A 23,340-nucleotide genomic window follows, 5' to 3' on the forward strand; every position below is an offset into this window, starting at 1 on the left:
CGGCGAGCCAGTGGCTCGCCGTTTTTACTACCCTCATATGGGCTTATTTCAAGCCAGCAGCTTCACGCAACAAAGGGGCTTTATCAGTGGCTTCCCAAGGGAAGTGTTCACGACCAAAGTGGCCATAAGCGGCGGTTTGGCGATAGATCGGTTTTAACAAATCCATCATCTGGATCAGCCCATAAGGACGCAGATCGAAAAATTCGCGCACCAGCACGGTCAACCGCTCAGTTGAAATTTTCTCAGTCCCGAAGGTTTCCACCATGATAGAGGTTGGCTCAGCCACGCCGATAGCATAAGAAACCTGGATTTCACAACGCTCAGCCAACCCGGCGGCCACGATATTTTTCGCGACATAACGGGCAGCATAGGCAGCGGAACGGTCAACTTTGGAAGGATCCTTGCCGGAAAATGCCCCACCACCATGACGGGCCATACCACCGTAGGTATCAACAATGATTTTGCGCCCGGTCAGGCCGCAATCACCCATTGGGCCACCAATAACGAAACGGCCTGTCGGGTTGATGTGGTATTTGGTATCAGCACTCAGCCATTCAGCGGGCAGCACGGGCTTGATGATCTCTTCCATCACTGCTTCTTGCAGCGCTTTTAGCGTGACCTCTTCACAATGTTGTGTAGAGAGTACCACGGTATCGATACCCACGATTTTACCGTCGTCATACTGGAAGGTGACTTGGCTTTTAGCATCTGGGCGCAGCCATGGCAGAGTGCCATTTTTACGCACTTCAGACTGGCGTTGAACCAGGCGGTGTGCGTAAGTGATTGGAGCCGGCATTAACACGTCGGTTTCGTTGCTGGCATAACCAAACATCAACCCCTGGTCGCCAGCCCCTTGCTCCAATGGGTCACTACGATCTACACCCTGGTTGATATCTGGAGATTGTTTACCGATGGCGCTTAAAACCGCGCAGGAGTTGGCGTCGAAGCCCATATCAGAATGGACATAGCCAATCTCGCGCACGGTTTGACGGGTGATTTCTTCAATATCAACCCAGGCGCTGGTAGTAATTTCGCCGCCAACGAGCACCATACCGGTTTTGACGTAGGTCTCACAGGCTACGCGCGCTTTAGGATCTTGTTCTAGAATGGCGTCAAGAACGGCATCGGAGATCTGATCGGCAATTTTGTCTGGATGTCCTTCAGAGACAGATTCAGACGTGAAAAGGTGTTTAGCCATGATGATTCTTTACCTTGCACAAAACGGGTTAAAAATAACTGCACAGCGTTGGTGATCCGAACAGCAAAGCATCAGGGCTCTGGTGGTGATAAATTGATCCTGCAACGCCTCTCAGGCAAAGCTGTCAAGCAGTAGAAAAGTATAGATGGATTAACATCTGGACGTCTATTTTAAGTCAGGAGCTGAGAAGATTGCCAGCAATTTCTGATTTTTTGTGCTCGCGATCGCCCGTCTTTACGCCATTTTCATCGCTTGAAACAGTTTCTGGCAAATTTTCATTTTGCATTTTCCTTGAGTGTCCGGTAAAAACAGCGCCAGAATGCTTTTAGTGCATTACGCAGGGTGTGAATTTGTCGTTGATTCAAGTTGCAGTTAATACGTCTGCAACTTGGGTGAACTAGGGTATATGCTGAATAGATGTCCGCCATTAACGGGTGAAATTTATTTTTATGCTCCATGCAGGAGGTTGCCATGAATGATCAGGTTGCCAGCAAGATGCTGCGCACTTATAACGTCGCCTACTGGGGCAACAATTATTATGACGTTAATGAACTGGGACATATCAGCGTCTGCCCAGATCCAGACGTCCCACAGGCGCGTATTGATCTCGCTGAATTGGTCAAAGAACATCAGGCAGAGGGGGGGCGTTTACCTGCTCTGTTCTGTTTTCCTCAGATCTTGCAGCATCGTTTGCGGTCAATTAATGCTGCTTTCAAACGTGCGCGTGAATCTTTTGGTTATCAAGGTGATTACCTCCTGGTTTACCCGATCAAAGTTAACCAGCATCGTCGGGTGATTGAGTCGCTGGTCAATTCGGGTGAGCCATTAGGGTTGGAAGCGGGTTCCAAGGCAGAGTTGATGGCCGTATTGGCACATGCCGGTATGACTCGTTCGGTGATCGTCTGTAACGGTTATAAAGATCGCGAGTATATCCGTTTGGCACTGATTGGCGAAAAGCTGGGCCATAAAGTCTATCTGGTGATCGAGAAGATGTCGGAAATTCGCCTGGTACTGGAAGAAGCCGAACGCCTGAATGTGATACCTCGTTTGGGGGTTCGTGCTCGTCTGGCTTCCCAAGGCTCAGGTAAATGGCAAGCCAGTGGCGGGGAAAAATCCAAGTTCGGCCTGGCCGCTATTCAGGTGCTGAAATTGGTGGAAACCTTGCGTAATGTGGGTCGCCTGGATAGCCTGCAATTACTGCATTTTCACCTGGGTTCTCAGTTGGCCAATATTCGCGATATTGCCACCGGAGTCCGTGAGTCTGCGCGTTTTTATGTCGAATTACATAAGCTCGGCGTTAATATTCAATGTTTCGATGTGGGCGGTGGCCTGGGTGTAGATTACGAAGGGACCCGTTCGCAATCCGATTGCTCGGTTAACTACGGTCTGAACGAATACGCCAACAATGTGATCTGGGGCATTGGGGATGCTTGCAATGAGTATGATTTGCCGCATCCAACGGTGATCACCGAGTCGGGCAGAGCAGTAACCGCTCACCATACTGTGCTGGTCTCTAATGTCATTGGGGTTGAGCGTAACGAATTCTGTGAGCCAGTTCCCCCACCGGAAGATTCGCCGCGCGCACTGGAGAGCATGTGGGAAACCTGGCAGGAGATGAATGAACCGGAAAATCGGCGTTCACTGCGGGAATGGTTGCACGATAGCCAGATGGATCTGCACGATGTGCATACCCAATATACTCACGGGATGCTGGACCTGACCCAACGAGCCTATGCCGAGCAGTTGTATCTGAATATCTGCAATAAAATTCAGCAGCAGCTTGACCCAAGTAATCGAGCTCACCGCCCGGTTATTGATGAGTTGCAAGAGCGGATGGCAGACAAGTTATACGTTAACTTCTCGTTATTTCAGTCAATGCCGGATGCTTGGGGTATTGATCAACTGTTCCCGGTATTGCCGCTGGAGGGGTTGGACAAACCACCGGAAGGTCGGGTGGTGTTGCTGGATATTACCTGCGATTCTGATGGTACTATTGACCACTATATTGATGGTGATGGTGTGGCAACTACCATGCCGATGCCCCCTTACGACCCGGAAAATTTACCGGCGCTGGGGTTCTTTATGGTGGGGGCATACCAGGAAATTCTGGGGAATATGCATAACCTGTTTGGTGATACTTCCGCAGTGGATGTGTTTGTGTTCCCTGATGGTAGCGCGGAAACCGAGTTATCTGATGAGGGGGATACCGTTGCCGATATGCTGGAATATGTGCAGCTCGATCCCACAGCGTTGCTGGCGAAATTCCGCGACCAGGTGAAAAAAACCGATCTGGATAGTGAACTGCAGGCCCAGTTTGTGGAGGAGTTTGAAGCTGGGTTGTATGGCTATACCTATCTCGAAGATGAGTAAATCTATTTGATTGGTTGATTGTCGAGTGAGGATTGACAGTTTCAGGGCGACTAGCTAGCCCTGAAACTGTTGCTAAAGTGAAGGTTCTGACCATGGGGTCATTAGGTGCCATGAGTCGGCCTTGGGTGTGAGAGGTGGTATTTCACGCCTAACATCAATTGGCTAAATCTGTTCGATTAGATTTAAATTTAACGATGTATGACCAACGGATTTAATCGTATTTTTGCTATCGCCCAAGCGATTGGCTACGGGCAATTCGTTTAAATAAGAGGTTAAATATGAGTACCTTAGGCCATCACCCTGATAATTCTTTAGTCTCCAATGCCTTTGGTTTTCTGCGCTTTCCACTGAATTTCATGCCCTACGACAGTGATGCTGAGTGGGTTATCACCGGCATTCCATTTGATATGGCCACCTCTGGGCGTGCCGGTGGTCGTCATGGCCCGGCTGCTATTCGTCAGGTGTCTACCAACTTGGCATGGGAAGGGGCTCGCTGGCCATGGCGTTTTGAACTGCGTGATCACTTGAACGTCATCGATTGTGGTGACATCGTGTTCAATTTCGGTGATGCGCAAGATATGAGTGACAAACTGCAGGCACACGCAGAAAAGTTGCTGCAAGCGGGTAAACGCATGCTCTCTTTTGGTGGTGACCATTTCGTCACCCTGCCATTGCTGCGCGCCCATGCCAAACATTTTGGCAAAATGGCACTGGTACATTTTGATGCGCATACCGATACCTATGCCAATGGCAGCAAATTCGATCATGGCACCATGTTTTTCCATGCGCCAAATGAAGGGCTGATCGACCCTCATCATTCAGTGCAGATTGGTATCCGTACCGAGTTCGATCATGACAACGGCTTTACTGTTCTGGATGCTGCGCAAGTGAATGACCGCAGTGTGGATGATCTTCTGGCCCAGATCAGGGAGATCGTGGGTGATATGCCCGTGTACCTGACGTTTGATATTGACTGCCTGGATCCGGCTTTTGCACCGGGTACCGGAACACCGGTGATTGGTGGCCTGACGTCTGATCGTGCTCTGAAACTGGTACGTGGTATGCAGTCGTTGAATATTGTCGGCATGGATGTGGTGGAAGTGGCTCCGGCTTATGATCAGTCAGAGATCACCGCATTGGCGGCGGCAACGCTAGGGCTGGAAATGCTCTATTTGCAAGCGGCCAAAAAGCTGGAGGGATAACTCCCCACTGCATTAGTGGCTTGATTGCCAGGCTGTTAGGCTGCTACGGGGCTGGGTGAGACTACCAGCCCCTTCTTTATCCCCGTTATTATTAAAACTGCGCGCTATTCCCCTCGTTATTGACTGCGTTATTTGTCACTAAAGCAATTGTTGTGTTGCTTTATAACTGTACGTTTTTTGTGATCATCACCTCAAAGGCAACTTTTAAATAACCATTTGTTAACAATCCATCGGTGATTTCCTTGACTAAAGAATCGCCATATTTATAGTGCTTGTATTAAATAATAAACTAAGTTTCATATATGAGACAAATAGTTAAGGATGGAAGATATGAGCTGGAAGAATGTGTGTGAGGCATCTCAGGTAACCGAGGATTTCCCTTTCTCTGCGAACATAGAGGGTAGGGAGATCGGCGTTTTCCTGGTGGAGGGGCAATATTACGCGCTGGAAGATGTTTGCCCGCATGCCTATGCCTTGCTCAGCCAAGGGTTTGTTGATGACGGAAAAGTGGAGTGCCCGCTACACGAAGCCCAGTTTGATGTGCGTACTGGCAAGTGTTTGCGCGAGCCGGGTGGCCGTGATCTGCGAACCTACCCTACCCGGATGATCGACAATCAAATCCAAATCACATTGATCACAGAGGAATAAGCATGCAGCCGATTACTGATTTCAACCCTTGGCTACCGGATAGCCAACAAGTGATTCCCTCCCGTTTTGGTGGCAATGGTCAAATCCATCATCCCGGTAAGTATCAAAATGTCATTTGGCAAAGTCGGGCGCGGGTTCCAGACGGCTTTGAAACTGCCCTGGTCGGCGCGTTGGAAGAGATTTTTGAACAGGGGGCGGAAGAGCTGGATCAGATTATCCAGGCCCTCAATCAGCGCCGCTTTTTTGATCGCCATGGGCAGCCATGGAACGAAGACACTTTCCGCCAATTCCTTCAGGTTAACGGTTTCTGAGCCGCATAGGAGAAGAACATGACAAATCAGACCCCATCCTCCGCGCAGACAGTACAGGAGTACCTCGATCAGGGTTTACGTGGTCTCTGGTATCCGGTGCTGGCCAGTTGGGAAGTGAGCAGTAACCCGGTGGGGATCACCCGCCTGGAGCAACAGATCGTATTATGGCGTGATAGCCAAGGCCAACTCCATGCGCTGGAAGATCGCTGCCCCCATCGTGGTGCGCGCCTTTCTGTGGGCTGGAACTTAGGTGATCGCATCGCCTGCTGGTATCACGGTGTCGAAGTTAATGGTGACGGTGTCGTCAAAGATGTCCCAGCGGTAGATCGTTGTCCACTGGTGGGGCAGAAGTGCCTTCGTTCTTATCCGGTGAAAGAAGCCTACGGCGCGGTTTTCCTCTATTTTGGGGTCACAGCTGACGAACTACCTGCAGAACTGACGTTTCCTCAGGAGTTGGCGGATGGCGAAAGTTATAGCCATTTCCTCTGTACTGCCAGTTGGGACTGTAATTACCAGTATGCCTTGGAAAACGTGATGGACCCGATGCACGGTTCTTATCTCCATTCCGCCTCCCACTCCATGGCGGAAGGGGATCGCAAGGCCAATATGTCGTTGCAGCCCACTGGCAGTGGATTCATCTTTAAAAAGGATGAACAAAGTGGTGTGAACTTTGACTGGGTAGAGCTAGGTAGTAGTGGGGCGTATTGGATGCGCCTGTCGATCCCGTATAAAAAACGCTTTGGGCCGGGGGGACATTTCTGGATCATCGGGATGGCGGTACCGGAAGATAAAGATCACTGCCGGGTATTTTTCTGGCGGATCCGTAAAGTGAAAGATTGGCAGCGTGATGCCTGGCGTTTTATGTATCGCAATCGTTTGGAAGGTTTACATTGGGACGTGCTGGAGCAAGACCGTATCGTGCTGGAAAACATGGTACCGAACGCACGTGGCCGTGAATATCTTTACCAGCATGATGTGGGGCTCTCCCGCCTGCGGCGTGTAATGCAGAAGGAAGCCCAAAAACAATTGGCGACCCTCAGCCAACAGGAGACCGCACAGTGAGCGGCCTGCTGGCAGGGAAACGGATAGTGGTCACTGGTGCTGCCCGGGGGCTTGGGCGCAGCTTTGCGGCGGCACTGGCTCAGTCCGGCGCCAGTGTGGTGATGTGCGATATCCTGGCTGCAGAATTGCAGGATAGTGCCGACAGCTTGCGTCAGCAGGGGGCACAGGTGGAAGTACAGGTTATCGACCTCGCCTCTCCCGCTTCCATCACCACCGCTTTTAGCGAGATCGCTAAAGGTGGCGTGATTGATGGCTTGGTGAATAACGCCGCATTGGCCACCGGCGTGGGCGGTAAGACCATGATGGAGTACGATATTGATCTGTGGGACCGGGTGATGCAGGTGAATGTGCGTGGTACTTGGTTGGTAAGCCAGACGGCGGTTCCACTGTTGGCGCAGACGGCCCATGGCAAAATCGTTAATGTCGCTTCAGATACCGCGTTGTGGGGCGCGCCCAAATTGATGGCTTATGTGGCCAGTAAAGGGGCGGTGATCGCCATGACCCGTTCCATGGCTCGCGAGCTGGGGCCGCAGGGGATCTGCGTTAATACCATTGCTCCAGGTTTGACCCGGGTAGAAGCCACAGAGTATGTTCCCGCTGAACGTCACCAATTGTATGAGCAAGGCCGAGCTTTGACGGGGGTACAACATCCAGACGATGTGACTGGCAGTGTGATTTATCTGCTGTCACCATTGGCGGATTTTGTCACTGGCCAGTTATTACCGGTCAATGGTGGCTTTGTGTTTAATTGACAGGTAGGCAACGACTTAAGAGGTAGCACATGGCAGACGAACAAGCGTGTAAATATCTTATCCCCGGGCTGGATCGCGGGTTACAACTGCTACTGGCATTCGGTGAGCAGCATAAGGAAATGACCTTTGCAGAATTACATCGCCTGGTCGATATGCCAAAAGCTACGGCCTATCGGGTGGTACAAACACTGGAACATCTGGGTTTTTTGGAGCGTAATCCACGTACCAATACCTTTGCGTTGGGGATCAAAGTGCTGCGGTTAGGCTTTGAGTATATCGCCTCATTGGATGTTGCTCAGGTGGGCCAACCGGTGATTGAGCAATTGCGTGATCGCAGCCAGTGCAGTAGTCATCTGGCGATCCGCGATGGGCATGATGTGATCTACATTGCCCGTGTCAGCGCGGCGGGTTCGCAGATAAATCAGGTGAGTGTGGGCACTCGCTTGCCAGTACACCGTACTTCTCTTGGCCGCATGTTGCTGACCAGTACCAGCCGGGAAGAGTTTGAGAAGCTATTTCCGCAGGAAACCTTACCGGATAGGGCTCCGGGTACGCCCGCTAGCCGTGAGGCTTTGTGGCAAATGGTGCAGCAAGATAAAGCGCGCGGTTATGTGATTGGTGAATCCTTCTTCCGGCTAGGTATCTCGTCGATCGTCTACCCGATCTTTAACCGCGAACGGCAGGTGGAGGCAGTAGTCAGCATTATGGTGCCCTCGAATGAGATCCCGAAAGCGGACCGCGAACGGTTACGCGCCGAAGTGCGTGATGCCGCAGTGAAAATATCCGGGTTTCTAGGGGCATCGGTGCAGGAGTACGCCAGCTAGGTCACTGTTACAACTAGACTGATTCTTTAACTCAGGCAGTAATCAGGCTCATGCAAATTAATGGGCCAGGGTTCGCTCATGCCTGAAAAACATATTCAGCGATAACCTGAGGCACAACGAATGAGCATAAGCGGAATCGAAAAGCTGGAATTTGGCGTTGAAGATCTGCCAACGTGTGAAAAATTTATAAAAGACTTTGGCTTGCAGCCGGTGGTTCAACAGCAGGGGGATCTCTACCGTGAGTTTACCACCCTCACTGGGGCCAAAGTGGTGCTGTATCCACAAAACAGCGGGGCATTACCCCCAGCGTTTGAAGCGGGTTCTACGCTGCGCCGTATCACTTGGGCGGTTGAAAGCCCAACTGCTCTGGCTACATTACAAAAGAAACTGGCACCCATGCCAGGCTTCCACCAGGTGGGCGAAGAGTTTGAATGCCAAGATCCTAACGGCATGACGGTACGCTTTGCTGTCAGTGCGCAGCAGCCAGTGAGTCTGCCGGTATCGCCGATTAACCAGTGGGGAGATGTACGCCGCATCGATCAAGCCAGCCCGGTTTATACCCAGGCACAACCCGTTAATATCGGCCATGTGGTGTTCTTTGTGGAAGACTTACCGGCTACGGAGCGTTTTTACTGCGATGAGCTCGGGTTCCAGGTGTCTGACCGCTATATTGACCGCGCGGTGTTTCTACGCACCCAGGTACGCGGGGTTCACCACAACCTGTTTCTGCTCAAATTGCCCAATCGCCCGCGTGGCTTGAACCATGTGGCGTTCACTGTACGTGATATCCATGAGGTGATCGGCGGTGGTATCGCCATGAATAAACAGCAGTGGAGCACTTTTCTTGGCCCGGGCCGCCACCCGATCTCCTCTGCCTACTTTTGGTATGTCAACAGCCCGACCGGCGGCGCGTTTGAATACTACACCAATGACGATTACTTGACCGAAAACTGGCAACCCCGTGAGCTGGAGCATTCGCTGGTGTCATTTACCGAATGGGCGGTTGAAGGGGGAATAGACCACGATACCCGCCGCCAGCATCACAAAACGGGGGCGCTATGAGTGCAGGTATTGTGATTATTGGCGCTGGGCAAGCGGGCGGTTGGGCCGCCAAAACCCTGCGCGCAGATGGTTACAACGGCAAACTCACGGTGGTGAGTGATGAACCTTATGATTTCTATGAGCGCCCACCGCTTTCTAAATCCGTGTTGCTGGATGAACAGGCTCCACTAAGCCGCCTGTTTAGTGAAGAAGAGGTTGCCGCGCTAGATATCGACTGGTATCGCCCATTACGGGCTGAGGCGATCGATGCCCATCAGCAAACGGTGACGCTCAATAATGGTCGCCAACTACATTTTGAACAACTGTTGCTGGCCACCGGTGGGCAGCCACGCTTGCCGGATGCCCACTGGGCCAGTCATCCGCACGTGATGACATTGCGCTCTTGGGATGATGCCATTCGCTTGCGCCACAATTTGCTGCACTGTAAAAAACTGGCAATTGTTGGCGGTGGCTGGATTGGCCTGGAAATCGCCGCTTCAGCCCGCAAGCTGGGCATTGAGGTGACGGTATTTGAGCGGCAACCTGCATTGTGTATGCGCAGTGTTGGGTCAGAGGTCTCGCAGGCGTTGCTGGAACTGCATCAACAGCAGGGTGTGACGGTACATTGCGACTGCGGTGAACTCACCCTTGAGGACCGGCAGGGAACTGCGTGGATAACCAGTGGCAAAAGCGTCGCACACTCTTTTGATCGGGTGGTGGTGGGCATTGGCGTGGAGCTAAACCTGGCGTTAGCACACAGTGCTGGGCTGCGGGTTGAGCATGGGATTGTGGTCGATGGGCAAGGGCGAACCAGCCACCCGGCAATTTTTGCCGCTGGCGATGTGGCACGTCATCCTAAACTCGGCCTCTGTCTACAGTCTTGGGCTTACGCACAGAACCAGGCGATTAGCACCGCCCACGCGATGCTGGATGCCACCGCGGCACCTTACGATGAAGCCGCCTGGCTTTGGTCAGATCAATATGACGCCAATATCCAGATCCTTGGCATCCCTAATGGGGGTGTTCACTCCGTGGTGCGCCGAACACCGCAATCATCGCTGTTTTTTACTCTGAATGCTGAGCAGCAACTGGTGCAAATGGTGGCGTTTAATGACGCGCGCGCCATCAAGCTGGGTAAACGTTGGCTGGCCAGTGGCCGGATATTGGATCCGCAGCAACTGGCGGATGTGGAGTTTTCTCTGATGGCGTTGAAATAGCCGCCGACCTGAGGGAGCGTTTTATGACGATACAAGATATTGACACCCGTAATACTCGGGTGGGGGATGTTGTTGCCGAAAACTTGCCAACCAGAGTGCGTTGGTCAGCGCCTATCGCCCTGTTTGCCTGCGTATTGCTGGCATTTTTCGACAAGATCAGTATTGCTGCACTGTTTTCTGACGCCGAGTTTCAGCAGGCGATGGGCATTGGTTTTGATCCTGCCCGGCTGGGATTACTGATGAGTGCCTTCCTGTTTTCTTACGGCATCTCTTCCATGTTGCTGAGTGGCATTGGTGACCGGTTAAACCCAGTCAAAGTCCTGATCGGTATGATGGTGAGTTGGGGGGTGCTGATGGTCTTAATGGGCCTGACACGCTCCTATTACAGCATGATTACCTTGCGTGTTTTGCTGGGGATCGCAGAAGGTCCACTGATACCGATGGCTTACACCATTGTACGCCAGGCATTTCCGCAACATTTGCAGGCACGCGCCACCATGATGTGGTTATTAGGCACGCCGATCGGTGCGGCGCTCGGCTTCCCGGTAACCTTATATATTCTGCACAATTTTGACTGGCAAAGTACCTTCTTCTTTATGGCATTTCTGACACTGCCGGTCATGCTGTTGGTGTTTTGGGGGACCAGACATCTGAATGTGGATCGCCCCGTACGGGACGGAACCAGCAAACCGCTGGCTGCTGAGCGTAGGCAGCTACGGGCTGAACTGTTTCGGACACCGCATTTCTGGATGATTTGCCTATTCAATATTGCATTTCTGACCTACCTGTGGGGCATGAATGGTTGGGTACCTAGCTATCTTATTGAAGGTAAAGGTATTCATCTGGAACATGCTGGCTACCTGTCATCACTACCGTTTATTGCCATGCTGTTAGGCGAAGTGCTGGGTGCCTGGCTATCAGACAAAATGGATCGCCGGGCTTTGGCCTGTTTTATCTCATTGTTTGGGGCCGGCTTGGGTTTGTGGGTGGTGTTACATCTGCAGGGGACTTACAGCGTAATTGCCGCCATGTCTTTCAGCACCTTTATGTGGGGTACCGGGGCACCCAATATCTTTGCCCTGTTGGCTAAGGCCACCAGCAGTCGGGTTAGCGCCACAGCTGGCGGTATTTTTAACGGGTTAGGTAACTTTGCCGGTGCTTTGGCTCCGGTGCTGATGGGGGCGTTGATCGCCGCTAGCGGCAATATGGATAACGGCTTGCTGTTCCTGGTGGTGATGGCCTTGGTTGGCTGCGTCATTTTGCTGCCGTTAGTGAAAAAATATTGATGTGACCATATTGATATAACAAAGGAGAGAAAATATGTCTCAAGTTGAAGATAAAGCAGTGACCAAGCCGCAGGATCTGACGATAAAACAACGGGTAGAGTCACGCATCGCCCGCTTTGAGGGGCGTAAATACGACTGGAACGCACTGAAGTTTCAGGCGGATTATGATCCGAAGTATCGTCGTGCGCAGATGCGTTATCTGGGTACTGGTGCTACCGGTGTCGCTAGCGATAGCAACACCGTTCCGGCAGAGCACTTTACTTTTTCCACCATGGTGCTGCCCGCCAAATGTGAAGGACCGCTGCACCTCCATGCGGATGTTGAAGAAGTGTTCTTTATGCTGAAAGGCAGCATCACGGTGATGATCAGAGATGGTGACGAATACTACGAAACCACCCTGAAAGAGCGTGACCTGATATCCGTACCGGCAGGGATTTATCGCGGCCTGTTCAACCATGGTGAAGAAGAAGCCCTAATGTGCGTGATGCTGGGTACCCCCAAGCCGGAAATACCGACCTACCCGGCGGATCACCCTTTATCCAAAGTGAAGCGTAACTGATGAGTGGTTTACCGCAACGCCAACAGGCGAACTGTGGCGGCTACCCATTAAGCTGGCGTGAGGCGGGACAGGGCCAGGCGGTGTTGTTACTGCATGGTATCAGTTCCGGCTCCGCTTCTTGGGTCAAGCAGTTCAGTGATAGCGCCTTGACGGATAACCATCGTCTGATCGCCTGGGATGCCCCAGGTTATGGTGGGAGTGCGGTACTGGCGCAAGCGACAGCCAGTGCCGCCGACTATGCCAAGGCGTTGGCGGCCTTGGTTGCTGAGTTGGCGTTGCCACAGCCACTGATTGTTGGGCATTCCCTTGGCGCGTTGATTGGCAGTGCCTACGCAGCCGCCCATCCTGATGGTATCAGTGGCTTGGTCCTGGCTGATCCGGCGCAAGGTTATGCCACGGCCAGCGCAGAAAAACGCCAGCAGGTTTATGCACAGCGTAAACAATTGATGGCAACACTCGGCCCACAAGGTTACGCAGAGCAGCGTGCGGCGGCGTTACTGCGTGAGGGGGCAGAACCACAGGATATCGCTTGGGTCGGTCGTGGTATGCAGCAGCTTAATCCCGTTGGTTTTCTTAATGCGGCGTGGATGTTGGCCAATGATGACATCCATCAATATTTGCGTGCTTACCGGGGCCACTTACAGGTGTGGTGTGGCAGTGAAGACCGCATCACCCCGCCAGCAGGGGCTGAAGGTCTGGCACAACAGTATGCTGCGCCGATGCGCCTGATCCCAGCGGCAGGGCATGCCAGCTATCTTGATGCCGCAGCACTGTTTAACCGTTATTTGCAGCAGTTTACGGAGGGGATCCCATCATGAACTTTCAAATAGAGCAACGAGTTGCCGTGGTTACTGGCGGCTCCTCAGGGATCGGTTTTGCAACCTTGCGTCTGTTACTGGCGGAAGGGGCAAAAGTGGCTTTCTGTGGTCGTAACCCAGACAAACTGGCTTCTGCACAGGCCAATTTGCGCGATGAGTTTCCACAAGCACAAATCCTGGCATTACCCTGTGATGTGCTTGATGTTGACCAGGTTGCCCACTTTGCTGACCAGGTGAACCACCATTTTGGTGCAGTGGATATGTTGATCAATAACGCCGGGCAAGGGTTTGTGGCGAATTTTGAGCAAACACCACGTGAAGCCTGGCTGCATGAAGCAGAACTCAAACTGTTTGGGGTGATTAACCCGGTACAGGCATTTTTACCCGCGTTACAACGTTCAGATATTGCTTCGATTACCTGCGTTAACTCGTTACTGGCTTTGCAACCGGAAGAGCACATGATTGCCACCTCGGCGGCTCGGGCCGCGCTACTCAATATGACGCTGACCTTGTCGAAAGAGCTGGTGAGTAAGGGAGTGCGTGTCAATTCTATCCTGCTGGGAATGGTGGAATCTGGTCAGTGGCAGCGCCGCTTTGCCCAACGGGATGATCAGCAGCAGAGCTGGGAGCAGTGGACAGCGGCGCTCGCGCAGCGGCGTGGTATTCCGATGAAACGACTGGGTAAACCCCAAGAAGCGGCACGCGCCTTGCTGTTTTTAGCCTCACCGATGGCTTCCTTTACGACTGGGGCGACACTGGACGTTTCCGGTGGTTTTAACCGGCATCTCTGATAGGGCCAGAAAATGAAAAAAATCATGATGATAGGTTATGGCTCAATGGCCAAAGAGGTGGTGGCACGCTTACCGGCAGGGGTTGAATTGGGTTGGATCCTGGCACGGGAAAAACATCATGGCGAGATCGCGGCGGCATTTAATGGGCGCGTGGTGGCGTTGAGTGACCCGGCACAATGCAGCGAGCGGCCTGACCTGGTGTTGGAGTGCGCCAGCCAACAGGCAGTTGCCGAGTTTGGTGAAGCTATCCTGAAACGTGGTTGGTCGCTGGCGGTGATCTCTACCGGTGCGTTGGCTGATAGCGCATTACAACAGCGTTTACAGCAGGCGGTGGCAGCGCATCATGGCCGGCTGATGGTGCTGTCTGGTGCGGTGGCGGGTATGGATGGACTGGCGGCGGCTCGTGAAGGGGGGCTGGAAAGTGTCACTTACCAATCCAGCAAAAGCCCGGCCAGTTGGCGTGGTAGCCAAGCGGAAAAATTGATCGACCTGGACAGTGTCACTGAAGCCCGAGTGTTCTTTGAGGGCTCAGCCCGTGAGGCGGCACGGCTATTTCCAGCCAATGCCAATGTGGCTGCCACCATTGCACTGCATGGCCTGGGGATGGATGCCACGCGAGTACGCTTGCAGGTGGATCCACATACCCAACGCAATACCCATCGCTTACAGGTATCTGGCCGCTTTGGCCAGTTCCAGATTGAGCTCTGTGGCAACCCGTTGGCGAGTAACCCCAAAACCTCAATGTTGGCGGCGTTGAGTGCGGTACAAGCCTGCCGTGACTTGTAATGGTCCGCGAACGCCAGCGATAGCCGAGATTTTGACCTTAGCTTTTATTGCCTGAACAACAGGAGTACCTGATGGAAACGTTAAAGATTTTTCTTGTTGGCCGCTGGTGTGAGGGGCGTGGTGACGAGATGCAGTCGGTTTTTCCGGCTGATGGTAGCGTGAATGCCCACTTGCGTGCCGCCAGCATTGAAGATGTCAATGAAGCGGTGACGGCAGCGGAACAAGCCTGGCGCAACCCAAACTGGCGCGGGCTGGTGCCGCATCAGCGTGCGGCTATTTTGTACCGTGTTAGTGATTTGATCAGCGCACAGGTAGAGAGCTTGGCGCAACTGCAAACCCGTGATAACGGTAAGCCATTAGCGGAAACCCGTGGATTAGTGATGAGTGCGGCAGCCACTGCGCGCTATTTTGCCGCCGCTTGTGAAGTACTGGAGGGGGAACTGCCCACTCAGCGCAACCGTGACGTAATGACCTTAAGCCAATATCAACCGTTGGGGGTAATAGCGGCGATTACCCCCTGGAACTCCCCCATTGCCAGTGAAATGCAGAAAGTGGCACCGGCGTTAGCTGCAGGAAATGCCGTGGTGCTTAAACCTGCCGAAGCGACGCCTTTAATGGCGCTTAAACTGGCGGAATTGTTTGAACAAGCGGGTTTGCCTGCCGGGTTGCTGAGTGTATTGCCGGGTAAAGGGTCAGTGATTGGCGAAGTGCTAGCGCGTCACCCACTAGTGAAGAAGATCTCTTTTACCGGCGGTACCGGCACTGGCCGTCATCTGGCCCATATTGCGGCTGAAAAACTGATCCCCACTTCACTGGAGCTGGGGGGTAAATCACCAACGATAGTCTTAGCGGATGCCGACCTGGAACAAGCGGCACGGGGTATTTGTTACGGTATTTTCAGTTCGGCGGGGCAGGCGTGTATTGCCGGGTCGCGGTTGTTTGTACACCGTTCATTGTATCAGCCCTTATTGGCACGCTTGTGTGAACTGACGGCGGGTCTGCGTATCGGCAACCCACTACAGCCCGGTATTCATCTGGGCCCATTAATCAGCCAAAAACACCGCCAGAGCGTCGCGGACTACGTGGCGTTGGCTCAGCAGGAGGGGGGGAGAGTCCTGATGGGGGGCGAGGTACCCGCCGATCCACAATTGGCGCAAGGCAGTTATTACCTGCCAACGATTATTGAAGGGCTGAGTAATAGCGCTCGGGCCTGCCAAGAAGAGATCTTCGGCCCGGTGCTGGTGGTAATGCCGTTTGATGATGAAGCACAGTTGGTTGAACTGGCCAACGACTCAATATATGGCCTGGCCGCAGGTATCTGGAGCCGTGATTTTACCCGTGCGATGGCGCTGGCAGAACAGTTGGAAACCGGCACTGTGTGGATTAATACCTACAAAACATTCTCGATTTCTACGCCATTTGGCGGCTTTAAACAGAGTGGCTTGGGGCGTGAAAAGGGCCGCCAGGGTATTCAGGCTTATATGCAACAAAAAAGCCTGTATCTGGCATTGAGTAATCAGCCCAATCGTTGGAGTGACTGAGCGTCTTCCATAAAACAAGATAATCAAGAAGGTAGAAGATGAACGAAAAAATAACGGTTGGTGAGGCGATAGCCCGAACACTGGAACAGTACCAGGTAGCCGCAATCTATGGCGTTATCTCAATCCATAACCTGCCAGTGGCCGATGCTATTGGGCAACGTGGGGCGATCCGTTTTGTGCCAGCACGCGGCGAGGCTGGGGCGGTGACCATGGCGGATGCTCACGGGCGTTTTTCTGGACTGGGGGTGGCGTTGACCAGCACCGGCGCTGGGGCGGGCAATGCGGTGGGGGCAATGATTGAAGCACTGAATGCCAATACGCCATTACTGCACATTACCGGCCAGGTAGAAAAAGCCTATCTGGATGCTGATGCCGGGTTTATTCATGAAACCAAAGATCAATTGGGTTTTCTGCGTGCTTGTTCCAAGCAGGCTTATCGGGTGCATACGCCCGAACAGGCGGTAGCGGTGTTGCAACGGGCTATTCTGGATGCGCAGACCGTTCCTTGTGGCCCGGTAGCGATAGAGATCCCGATCGATATTCAAAACAGTCTGATCCCTGCCAATCTGGTAGGTCATGCCATTTTGCCACCGGTGTTGCCAGCGGCGGCTGACGTGGCGGTAGAGCGCCTGTACCAGCGCTTGCGCAGTGCCAAACGCCCGCTACTGTGGGTGGGGGGCGGTGCACTGGCCTGCCGTGAAGCGGTTAAACAGTTGGCAGATGCCGGCGTGGTGGTAATTTCCAGCACCCATGGGCGCGGTATTTTGCCCGATAGCCACCCGCGCAGCTTGCGGGCATTCCATAACTCACCCAGTGTTGAGGCGATCCTGACGCAGTGTGACTTAACGCTGGTGGCGGGTTCTCGGCTACGTAGTAATGAAACGCGTACTTGGTCGCTACCACTGCCTCGCCCGTTGGTACAGATTGATATCGACCCGGCGGCCGCCAACCGTAACTATCTGGCAGATGAACAGATTTCTGGTGATTGTGCTGCTTTGCTCACTGCATTGGCAGCACGGTTGACCCCAGGAGAAAAAGTGAATGCCGATTGGGACAGGGAGATTGCTCAGGCGGTAGAGCAGGCAGAAGCAGCACTGCGCCAGCAGTCGGGGGAATATGCCAAACTGAATGATGCGATCGCCAGCGCATTACCACCGGATGGTTTACTGGTCCGTGATATCACCGTCTCTGGCAGTGTTTGGGGCAGCCGGCTGTTCCGTGCTATTTCACCTTTGTGCAATATCCACTCCTTGGCGGGGGCGATCGGCATGGGGTTGTCGATGGCCATTGGTACGGCGATTGCCAACCCACAACGCAAAGTGGTGGGGCTGGTGGGAGATGGGGGGTTGGCGCTAGGGTTAGGGGAATTGGCGACCATGGCGCAGGAGAAAGCCAATATCACTTTGCTGATTATGAATGATGGTGGTTATGGTGTGATGCGAGGTATTCAAGATAAGTATTTTGCCGGGCGGCAGTACTATAACCAATTACATACCCCAGATTTTTGCCAGGTTGCCGAAGCTATGGGAATCAAAGCCTGGAAAGTGAATCATGCCGAGCAGTTTGCCGGTGTGATGGCAGAGGCGATTAACTACTCAGGGCCATCAGTGGTAGAGGTGGAGATGAACAGCGTAGGCCCCTTGAGTTTTGCCGGTCCACCACAGAAATTGTATTAACTATCGGCGGCAAAGCGTTCTGCCATTTTTCAAGCGACTGCCATGTTTATATCATCCGCTGTTTTATCAGGCCCATTATTGGGCCTTTTTCTCACCCGCTTAGCGGTTTACGTTGTTTAAACCCATCTTATTGATATCTTTAAATGGCAGTTTTTTTAATTGTCGTGTTTGCGAATCGAATGACATATAGGTATAGATGAGCTCGGTGGTCACGACATCGGTAGCTTTATCTTTATGGGATGAGCCCTCATCGGTCATCAGGTAGATACCGCTGATATCAGTTTGTTCAATTTTTTGAAACTGCGGTTTGATCACCCAATTGCCGCTTTTATCGACCAAACCGAAGGTGTTGCTGGCATCATCTTTGGCAATATAGCGATCTTGTTCAGCCAGTTCATTGGTGAGCGTTTGGTTGAATGTATCGCTTTTTTCCTGCATGGCAAGAAGATAGATCACCACAGATTCAGGTTGTGCCACAAATTTTACTTCCTGCTGGATATGCTTTTTATTATTTTTTTCCAACGCCTTTGTACGCTCGTCGGTGAGTTTTTCCAGATGCGCCTGTAACGCTTTGCTATCGGTGAATTGGTTAATATCACGACGTATTTTCACCAAGTCATCACGATACTGTTTAAACTGTTGTAGTTGCTCATCAGAGGGCATTGAAGCGAAACTGCTGCCAGTTCTTGGTAATACTTGTCCGGAAGCAGTCAAGCCCTCCACCAGATAATGTGATGCTTCAGGCAGGGTCAGTTGTAATGACACTTTGCCCCCTTTAATACTGATAAGCTGATAGCTTGAACCATCGTCAGTGGTCATTTTGGGCTGATCTTTATTCAGAACGACTTTTTTAAAAGAGCTGTAAGAGGGATAACGGATTTCGAATTCGATACCTTTTATCGGTTTACTGGTGGGTAATGTAAACGTCGAGCTGGCACTGAGGTAGTAGTAGCCGTCATCTGCCTCAGAAATAATAACCGGTTGCAATTTTTGTTCACTACCATCCCAGAAGGAAACCTGGGTGATTTTATATTGTAGGTCCGGTTCATTATCCTTTGGCCATGCATCAGCAAACAGTTTCTCCAATGGCTTATTGGAAAAACGGATCTCTGAGCCTGTAGAGGTAATAGCTTGCTTGAAACTAGTCGTCTGTGTTTTTTGGCTATTCAACCTGTTGACCAGTTGCTGTGTCGTTAATGGTGTGAAGGGTTTTTCATATCGGATGGGCGATTCAGTTCGATAATCGACTCCTGGTTTACCGGGAGAGACTTCAAACTTTATGTTCTGCACCATCTTAATCGCTTGCTCAACGGTTTGAATGGTATCGTTGGTTTCGGCTATCAGATAATTCAGATGTTTTTCCGCCTCGGGCATTGATAGCGTGCCTATGTCATCGATCTCGCCTGCATTCATCTCTTGTTGTTGAGCCAGGGCACTACTAACCATCAGCATCAACGCACTAAAAAAAACGGCTATAGGAGATGATACTTTTTCCATTTTCAATTCAAGTTATCCTAACGTTTGGTTATGTAGGGTGGTTACACACTAGCGATATTGCCGCCAGGGGCATGGCGAGTAAATGATCAATCGGTCATGTTCGCAGACTTTACGGTGCGTTCAACTGCCTGCGCTTCAGCTCTTCGATGGGCAATAGCGGCTCCAGAGAGTGCGGTAGGCTGGTAATCAACTGCTCTTTCTGTTTTTTGCTCAATTGTTTAACCCGATATTCCAGCTTGAGTGCGTTGGAGTGGTCGCCGACTTGGCAGTGAAATACCAGCGTCAGTGGTCCTTTGCCACGCAGGGCTTTCGCCCCTTTGCCTGCCTGATGTTGTGCCAACCGCCGGGGAATATCGGTGGTGATACCGGTATACAACATACCGCCTGACATACGCAGCATGTAAAGCGACCACACTGTTTTACTGTGCTCGCTCTGTGTCATGCTTTGCACCGAAATGGCTCATCAGTTATCAGGTCTCTGATGATGAATTCACCACTAGACAGCTTGCCTTTAGCGTGGTTATTTCTTGCCAGCTTTTCCGTTGGCTGCATGGTCGACATGGGTAATCCCCGGCTTATTGAGTGCTTCCCTTATTCTATACCCAAGTTTAATCCAACTCTAAGAGCCTGGTCCTCTATAGTGGCGGAGGCGGCAAGTTTGCCGGGTTCAGGGGCGTTTTCTCTGGGGGTAAGTGCATTATTCCGCATAATATTTGTGGTATTCTCGACATATTGAACTCCCTTTATTAATTATCTGCTGGATCAAAAATGGGCTCTACCAAAAAAGGGATACTGAGCGTCTTAGCTGCTGCCATATTGTGGGGGAGCTCAGGGGTGTGTGCGCAATATATTATTGAGCAGGGGCAGGTTCCCTCGCCATTTTTGACCATGACGCGTTTGTTGCTGGCTGGGCCGATTTTACTGGTGATCGCTCTGGTGCACGGTGACAAGGTGTTTGCGATACTGAAAAACCGCAAAGATATCATAAGATTGCTGGTGTTTTCTCTGTTCGGCGCTATGATAGTGCAGTTAACCTTTCTTTTGGCGATTGAACACTCGAATGCTGCCACCGCAACGATACTGCAATTTTTATCCCCTTCGATCATCGTCACTTGGTTTGCACTAGTACGCAAGAAACGCCCCGGTGGCGTGCTGCTTGTTGCAATTATCACCTCACTGGCAGGGATGTTCTTGCTGGTCACTCATGGTGATCCCACTTCACTTTCTGTCTCACATGCAGCCCTGTTCTGGGGCATTGCGTCAGCTTTTGCAGCTGCATTTTATGTGACTTATCCACCAAAGTTGATTAGCCGCTATGGCACATTGCCGATTGTTGGTTGGAGTATGTTACTGGGTGGGCTGATGATGGTGCCATTTTATGCCGGGAAAACCCCCGATTTTGTGGTCAATCTCCGCTTATCGTTAGCCTATCTCTACCTTGTGCTGTTTGGTACTGCCTTGACCTTTAGCCTCTATCTTAAAGGTGCTCAGGTCATTGGCGGTTCGAAAGCCAGTGTGCTCAGTTGTGCTGAACCACTTAGCAGTGCACTGCTGTCATTATTGCTCTTGGGGGTGGTTTTTACCTTCCACGATTGGGTCGGTACTTTCCTGATTTTATCTTCCGTGGTACTGATTTCTATGGATTCACGTCGCAGTCTATCTGCTTAGCTTGTAACAGAACGGTACGCCATGCTACCTGCCTCGCAATACCGGAAAGAGGCAGTAGTAGGTACGGTTTAGCTATGGCATAACCCCATTTAAAGCATCTGGTGACGATATGCTATTTTTTATTGTTTAATTCGCAATCTATAGTAAATTGCAATAATCAATATTATTAATTGCAGCGCTATATCACCAGAGAGCGATTTTATGGCAACGGAAACTATCGATCATTCTACCCTGCATCACTTGGTTGAGGCGGGAGCCGTCTCTGCGGCTCATGTTGTTGGCACCCAGGGTGGGTGGGTATTGGTCGTCAGATATGGTTTGTTGGAGCGGTCATTAGCCGCACAGCGTAGTCGGCAGGTACGGCTATTTAAGCGATTGGAGACACTTGTGAACTATTTGAAAGATATCGGTATTGTACGGTTTGATGTTGATGCATCTAACTTCACTCCAGAGCGCCTGCCGAGGCATGCTCGCCCAGACCGTTCAATTGCGTTAAAGCGGGCACATGAAGCGGCTGCTTATGATGCTTGGTTCAGAGAGCAGGTGCAGGCATCAATGGATGATCCTCGGCCAGCGGTGTCAAATGAAGAAGCTAAGCATCAGTTCGCTGCCCGTAAAGCCGCTTTACGTAAGGTGCCTTAATGCGGTTGGGGTTGGAATGGAAACCCATGTCCTTGGTAGACAGGGAAAAGATAATGGATTATATCGCCCGAGGTAATCCCCAGGCTGCAGCGTTACTGGATGATGCGTTTGAGAAAGCCGCAGAGCGAGCCTGTGAGCGGCCTGATATGTATAAAGTGGGTCGTATTAATGGCACCAGAGAAGTGGTCGTTCGGCCCAATTACGTTCTGATCTATCAGGTTAATGGTACAACCTTAGAGGTTTTACGCATATTGCATGCTGCGCAACAGTGGTCACTTACTGAGTAAAAAGGTCAGTTGCTGCATCGATCAGTCTAAATTCAAGAATAACAGTGAGATATACCCTGATTTATTCAAGTTGCCAGTTAAAAACGGTCAGCGTTTTGTCTGGCAACTTGAACTTTTTTAGCTATAAAACAGTTATTTACCGGCGGCGATACGGTCACGAATATGTTGTGCGCGGGCTTCGGAAGCCGGGTGGTCATCAAACATACTGCTCTTGCGCCCGCCTTCCATTTTGGCCAGTTTTTCGAAACTGGTGACAAGACCATTCGGGTCAATTCCGCGTTTTTTCAGCAAATCAAATGAGTAATCATCTGCTTCGCTTTCCTGTTTTTGTGAAAACTGTGCATTAACCAGTTTTTCGCCCAAGTCAGCCAACTGTGACTGGGAGAGGGAACCCACTACTCCGCCTGCTGAAGAGGCCGCAGTGCGCAGGGCGACAGTTCCGTAAGCGACCTGTAGCTTCTTGCGAGTATGACCCAGCGCGACGTGGCCCATTTCATGCCCCAGTACGCCTTCCACTTCGTTGTCGGTCATCATATCCATCAGACCGCTGTAAACGCGGATACAGCCATTGGCCATGGCCCAGGCATTCACGTCGTTGGTCATGTAAACTTTGTAGTTAGCTGGCGTGCCGTTGATGTTATCCCCTAATGCAGCGGCGATTTTGTTCAAGCGCTTGGCATAGTCGCTGTTTGCCGGGGCGATTTGCGCTTTACTGTCCATCTCGGCACAAGATTTATCACTCAGTGCTATCACGTCGTTGTCGCTCAGTGTCGCGGCCTGGAAGGCTTGAGCGCCGGATTGCATCAAGGTATTGGTATTCAGGTTTTGGCAACCGCTTAATAGCGCAGTAATACTCAATGCGATTAAAGAAATACGTATCTTCATAAAACTATCTTCCTGTGATGGTAAAAGGGGCTATCCATGCCTGTGGCGCTGATCTGCAACTTTACGTAACCTAGATGAGGCCAGGGGAGCGGAGATACCCTATCAATTGTAAGTACCCTGCGCGTTATATCCCTTTGTTCGGGTGCCAGTCAAATAATCAAGGTGAGTTCCCCGCCAAGAGTGCTGCAATTTGAGCAACAATAGGTATAGTGTTACAGCGAAACACGGCTTACAGCGAAACACGGTACTAATGTGCCCATAAGTTGTGATCTCACTCGC

At 51.6% G+C, this 23,340-nt stretch carries 23 protein-coding genes; 19 read left to right on the forward strand and 4 right to left on the reverse strand.

From position 1 onward, the window contains the following. Positions 1-43: 43 nt before the first annotated feature. Complete coding sequence (gene metK / locus IO95_RS07630; RefSeq protein ID WP_023489532.1) at positions 44-1,198, reverse strand: methionine adenosyltransferase; 1,155 nt, start codon at positions 1,196-1,198, stop codon at positions 44-46. A gap of 456 nt (positions 1,199-1,654) precedes the next feature. Between metK and speA the strand changes: the two genes are divergently transcribed. The 16 genes from speA (at position 1,655) to IO95_RS07710 (ending at position 18,082) form a co-directional block, all read left to right on the forward strand. After that, positions 1,655-3,568 carry a biosynthetic arginine decarboxylase gene (speA, locus tag IO95_RS07635; protein WP_200874161.1) on the forward strand — a complete coding sequence of 638 codons (1,914 nt, stop codon included), beginning with the start codon at positions 1,655-1,657 and terminating at the stop codon, positions 3,566-3,568. Between the two features lie 278 nt (positions 3,569-3,846). Next, positions 3,847-4,770 carry an agmatinase gene (gene speB, locus IO95_RS07640; protein ID WP_023489530.1) on the forward strand — a complete coding sequence of 308 codons (924 nt, stop codon included), beginning with the start codon at positions 3,847-3,849 and terminating at the stop codon, positions 4,768-4,770. A gap of 330 nt (positions 4,771-5,100) precedes the next feature. Next, the gene (locus IO95_RS07645; protein WP_023489529.1) at positions 5,101-5,418 is read left to right on the forward strand and encodes a non-heme iron oxygenase ferredoxin subunit; all 318 of its coding nucleotides are present in this window, start codon (positions 5,101-5,103) and stop codon (positions 5,416-5,418) included. Between the two features lie 2 nt (positions 5,419-5,420). Further along, positions 5,421-5,729 (forward strand): recombinase-like helix-turn-helix domain-containing protein, encoded by a 309-nt coding sequence (locus tag IO95_RS07650; RefSeq protein WP_023489528.1) that lies wholly within the window; start codon positions 5,421-5,423, stop codon positions 5,727-5,729. Between the two features lie 18 nt (positions 5,730-5,747). Next, positions 5,748-6,791, forward strand: a complete 1,044-nt coding sequence (locus IO95_RS07655; RefSeq protein WP_023489527.1) for an aromatic ring-hydroxylating dioxygenase subunit alpha — start codon at positions 5,748-5,750, stop codon at positions 6,789-6,791. Further along, a complete protein-coding gene (locus tag IO95_RS07660; protein ID WP_023489526.1) occupies positions 6,788-7,543 on the forward strand; it encodes an SDR family oxidoreductase in 756 nt (251 codons plus the stop codon). The genes IO95_RS07655 and IO95_RS07660 overlap by 4 nt, the downstream gene beginning before the upstream one ends. A gap of 29 nt (positions 7,544-7,572) precedes the next feature. Continuing rightward, complete coding sequence (locus IO95_RS07665) at positions 7,573-8,367, forward strand: IclR family transcriptional regulator (protein ID WP_023489525.1); 795 nt, start codon at positions 7,573-7,575, stop codon at positions 8,365-8,367. Between the two features lie 120 nt (positions 8,368-8,487). Further along, entirely contained in the window at positions 8,488-9,429 is a 942-nt protein-coding gene (locus tag IO95_RS07670) for a VOC family protein (protein WP_023489524.1), read from the forward strand. Then, positions 9,426-10,625: an NAD(P)/FAD-dependent oxidoreductase gene (locus IO95_RS07675; protein ID WP_023489523.1), complete on the forward strand. Its 1,200-nt coding sequence runs from the start codon at positions 9,426-9,428 to the stop codon at positions 10,623-10,625. The genes IO95_RS07670 and IO95_RS07675 overlap by 4 nt, the downstream gene beginning before the upstream one ends. A 38-nt stretch (positions 10,626-10,663) precedes the next feature. Next, positions 10,664-11,911: an MFS transporter gene (locus tag IO95_RS07680; protein WP_369794337.1), complete on the forward strand. Its 1,248-nt coding sequence runs from the start codon at positions 10,664-10,666 to the stop codon at positions 11,909-11,911. Between the two features lie 34 nt (positions 11,912-11,945). After that, the gene (locus tag IO95_RS07685; RefSeq protein ID WP_023489521.1) at positions 11,946-12,470 is read left to right on the forward strand and encodes a cupin domain-containing protein; all 525 of its coding nucleotides are present in this window, start codon (positions 11,946-11,948) and stop codon (positions 12,468-12,470) included. Further along, entirely contained in the window at positions 12,470-13,288 is an 819-nt protein-coding gene (locus tag IO95_RS07690) for an alpha/beta fold hydrolase (protein ID WP_023489520.1), read from the forward strand. The genes IO95_RS07685 and IO95_RS07690 overlap by 1 nt, the downstream gene beginning before the upstream one ends. Continuing rightward, a complete protein-coding gene (locus IO95_RS07695; RefSeq protein ID WP_023489519.1) occupies positions 13,285-14,079 on the forward strand; it encodes an SDR family oxidoreductase in 795 nt (264 codons plus the stop codon). The genes IO95_RS07690 and IO95_RS07695 overlap by 4 nt, the downstream gene beginning before the upstream one ends. Before the next feature lie 12 nt (positions 14,080-14,091). Then, on the forward strand, positions 14,092-14,865 hold the full coding sequence (locus IO95_RS07700) for an aspartate dehydrogenase (protein ID WP_023489518.1): 774 nt from the start codon (positions 14,092-14,094) through the stop codon (positions 14,863-14,865). Between the two features lie 71 nt (positions 14,866-14,936). Further along, positions 14,937-16,406, forward strand: a complete 1,470-nt coding sequence (locus IO95_RS07705) for an aldehyde dehydrogenase (protein WP_023489517.1) — start codon at positions 14,937-14,939, stop codon at positions 16,404-16,406. 38 nt (positions 16,407-16,444) lie between these two features. After that, positions 16,445-18,082: a thiamine pyrophosphate-binding protein gene (locus tag IO95_RS07710; protein ID WP_023489516.1), complete on the forward strand. Its 1,638-nt coding sequence runs from the start codon at positions 16,445-16,447 to the stop codon at positions 18,080-18,082. A gap of 99 nt (positions 18,083-18,181) precedes the next feature. Here IO95_RS07710 and IO95_RS07715 read toward each other — a convergent pair whose 3' ends face one another. Both IO95_RS07715 and IO95_RS07720 read right to left on the reverse strand, forming a co-directional pair. Beyond that, on the reverse strand, positions 18,182-19,579 hold the full coding sequence (locus IO95_RS07715; protein WP_037384718.1) for a WG repeat-containing protein: 1,398 nt from the start codon (positions 19,577-19,579) through the stop codon (positions 18,182-18,184). 109 nt (positions 19,580-19,688) lie between these two features. Beyond that, complete coding sequence (locus IO95_RS07720; RefSeq protein ID WP_023489757.1) at positions 19,689-20,021, reverse strand: GIY-YIG nuclease family protein; 333 nt, start codon at positions 20,019-20,021, stop codon at positions 19,689-19,691. Between the two features lie 326 nt (positions 20,022-20,347). On the opposite strand from IO95_RS07720, the gene IO95_RS07725 reads away from it, so the two are divergent. The 3 genes from IO95_RS07725 to IO95_RS07735 all read left to right on the forward strand — a co-directional run bounded on the left by IO95_RS07725 (position 20,348) and on the right by IO95_RS07735 (position 22,176). Next, positions 20,348-21,247 (forward strand): EamA family transporter, encoded by a 900-nt coding sequence (locus IO95_RS07725; protein ID WP_023489756.1) that lies wholly within the window; start codon positions 20,348-20,350, stop codon positions 21,245-21,247. Between the two features lie 201 nt (positions 21,248-21,448). Beyond that, positions 21,449-21,889, forward strand: a complete 441-nt coding sequence (locus IO95_RS07730; protein ID WP_023489755.1) for a hypothetical protein — start codon at positions 21,449-21,451, stop codon at positions 21,887-21,889. Beyond that, the gene (locus IO95_RS07735) at positions 21,889-22,176 is read left to right on the forward strand and encodes a type II toxin-antitoxin system mRNA interferase toxin, RelE/StbE family (protein WP_023489754.1); all 288 of its coding nucleotides are present in this window, start codon (positions 21,889-21,891) and stop codon (positions 22,174-22,176) included. The genes IO95_RS07730 and IO95_RS07735 overlap by 1 nt, the downstream gene beginning before the upstream one ends. 132 nt (positions 22,177-22,308) lie before the next feature. On the opposite strand, the gene IO95_RS07740 is transcribed toward IO95_RS07735, so the two are convergent. Further along, the gene (locus IO95_RS07740) at positions 22,309-23,061 is read right to left on the reverse strand and encodes a M48 family metallopeptidase (protein WP_023489753.1); all 753 of its coding nucleotides are present in this window, start codon (positions 23,059-23,061) and stop codon (positions 22,309-22,311) included. Positions 23,062-23,340: the final 279 nt, after the last annotated feature.

The organism is Serratia sp. DD3, from assembly GCF_000496755.2.

Coding starts and splice junctions, on each gene's coding strand:
- metK (WP_023489532.1), bottom strand. CDS start 1,198: ATGGCTAAACACCTTTTCACGTCTGAATCTGTCTCTGAAGGACATCCA.
- speA (WP_200874161.1), top strand. CDS start 1,655: ATGCAGGAGGTTGCCATGAATGATCAGGTTGCCAGCAAGATGCTGCGC.
- speB (WP_023489530.1), top strand. CDS start 3,847: ATGAGTACCTTAGGCCATCACCCTGATAATTCTTTAGTCTCCAATGCC.
- IO95_RS07645 (WP_023489529.1), top strand. CDS start 5,101: ATGAGCTGGAAGAATGTGTGTGAGGCATCTCAGGTAACCGAGGATTTC.
- IO95_RS07650 (WP_023489528.1), top strand. CDS start 5,421: ATGCAGCCGATTACTGATTTCAACCCTTGGCTACCGGATAGCCAACAA.
- IO95_RS07655 (WP_023489527.1), top strand. CDS start 5,748: ATGACAAATCAGACCCCATCCTCCGCGCAGACAGTACAGGAGTACCTC.
- IO95_RS07665 (WP_023489525.1), top strand. CDS start 7,573: ATGGCAGACGAACAAGCGTGTAAATATCTTATCCCCGGGCTGGATCGC.
- IO95_RS07670 (WP_023489524.1), top strand. CDS start 8,488: ATGAGCATAAGCGGAATCGAAAAGCTGGAATTTGGCGTTGAAGATCTG.
- IO95_RS07675 (WP_023489523.1), top strand. CDS start 9,426: ATGAGTGCAGGTATTGTGATTATTGGCGCTGGGCAAGCGGGCGGTTGG.
- IO95_RS07685 (WP_023489521.1), top strand. CDS start 11,946: ATGTCTCAAGTTGAAGATAAAGCAGTGACCAAGCCGCAGGATCTGACG.
- IO95_RS07690 (WP_023489520.1), top strand. CDS start 12,470: ATGAGTGGTTTACCGCAACGCCAACAGGCGAACTGTGGCGGCTACCCA.
- IO95_RS07695 (WP_023489519.1), top strand. CDS start 13,285: ATGAACTTTCAAATAGAGCAACGAGTTGCCGTGGTTACTGGCGGCTCC.
- IO95_RS07700 (WP_023489518.1), top strand. CDS start 14,092: ATGAAAAAAATCATGATGATAGGTTATGGCTCAATGGCCAAAGAGGTG.
- IO95_RS07705 (WP_023489517.1), top strand. CDS start 14,937: ATGGAAACGTTAAAGATTTTTCTTGTTGGCCGCTGGTGTGAGGGGCGT.
- IO95_RS07710 (WP_023489516.1), top strand. CDS start 16,445: ATGAACGAAAAAATAACGGTTGGTGAGGCGATAGCCCGAACACTGGAA.
- IO95_RS07715 (WP_037384718.1), bottom strand. CDS start 19,579: ATGGAAAAAGTATCATCTCCTATAGCCGTTTTTTTTAGTGCGTTGATG.
- IO95_RS07720 (WP_023489757.1), bottom strand. CDS start 20,021: ATGACACAGAGCGAGCACAGTAAAACAGTGTGGTCGCTTTACATGCTG.
- IO95_RS07725 (WP_023489756.1), top strand. CDS start 20,348: ATGGGCTCTACCAAAAAAGGGATACTGAGCGTCTTAGCTGCTGCCATA.
- IO95_RS07730 (WP_023489755.1), top strand. CDS start 21,449: ATGGCAACGGAAACTATCGATCATTCTACCCTGCATCACTTGGTTGAG.
- IO95_RS07735 (WP_023489754.1), top strand. CDS start 21,889: ATGCGGTTGGGGTTGGAATGGAAACCCATGTCCTTGGTAGACAGGGAA.
- IO95_RS07740 (WP_023489753.1), bottom strand. CDS start 23,061: ATGAAGATACGTATTTCTTTAATCGCATTGAGTATTACTGCGCTATTA.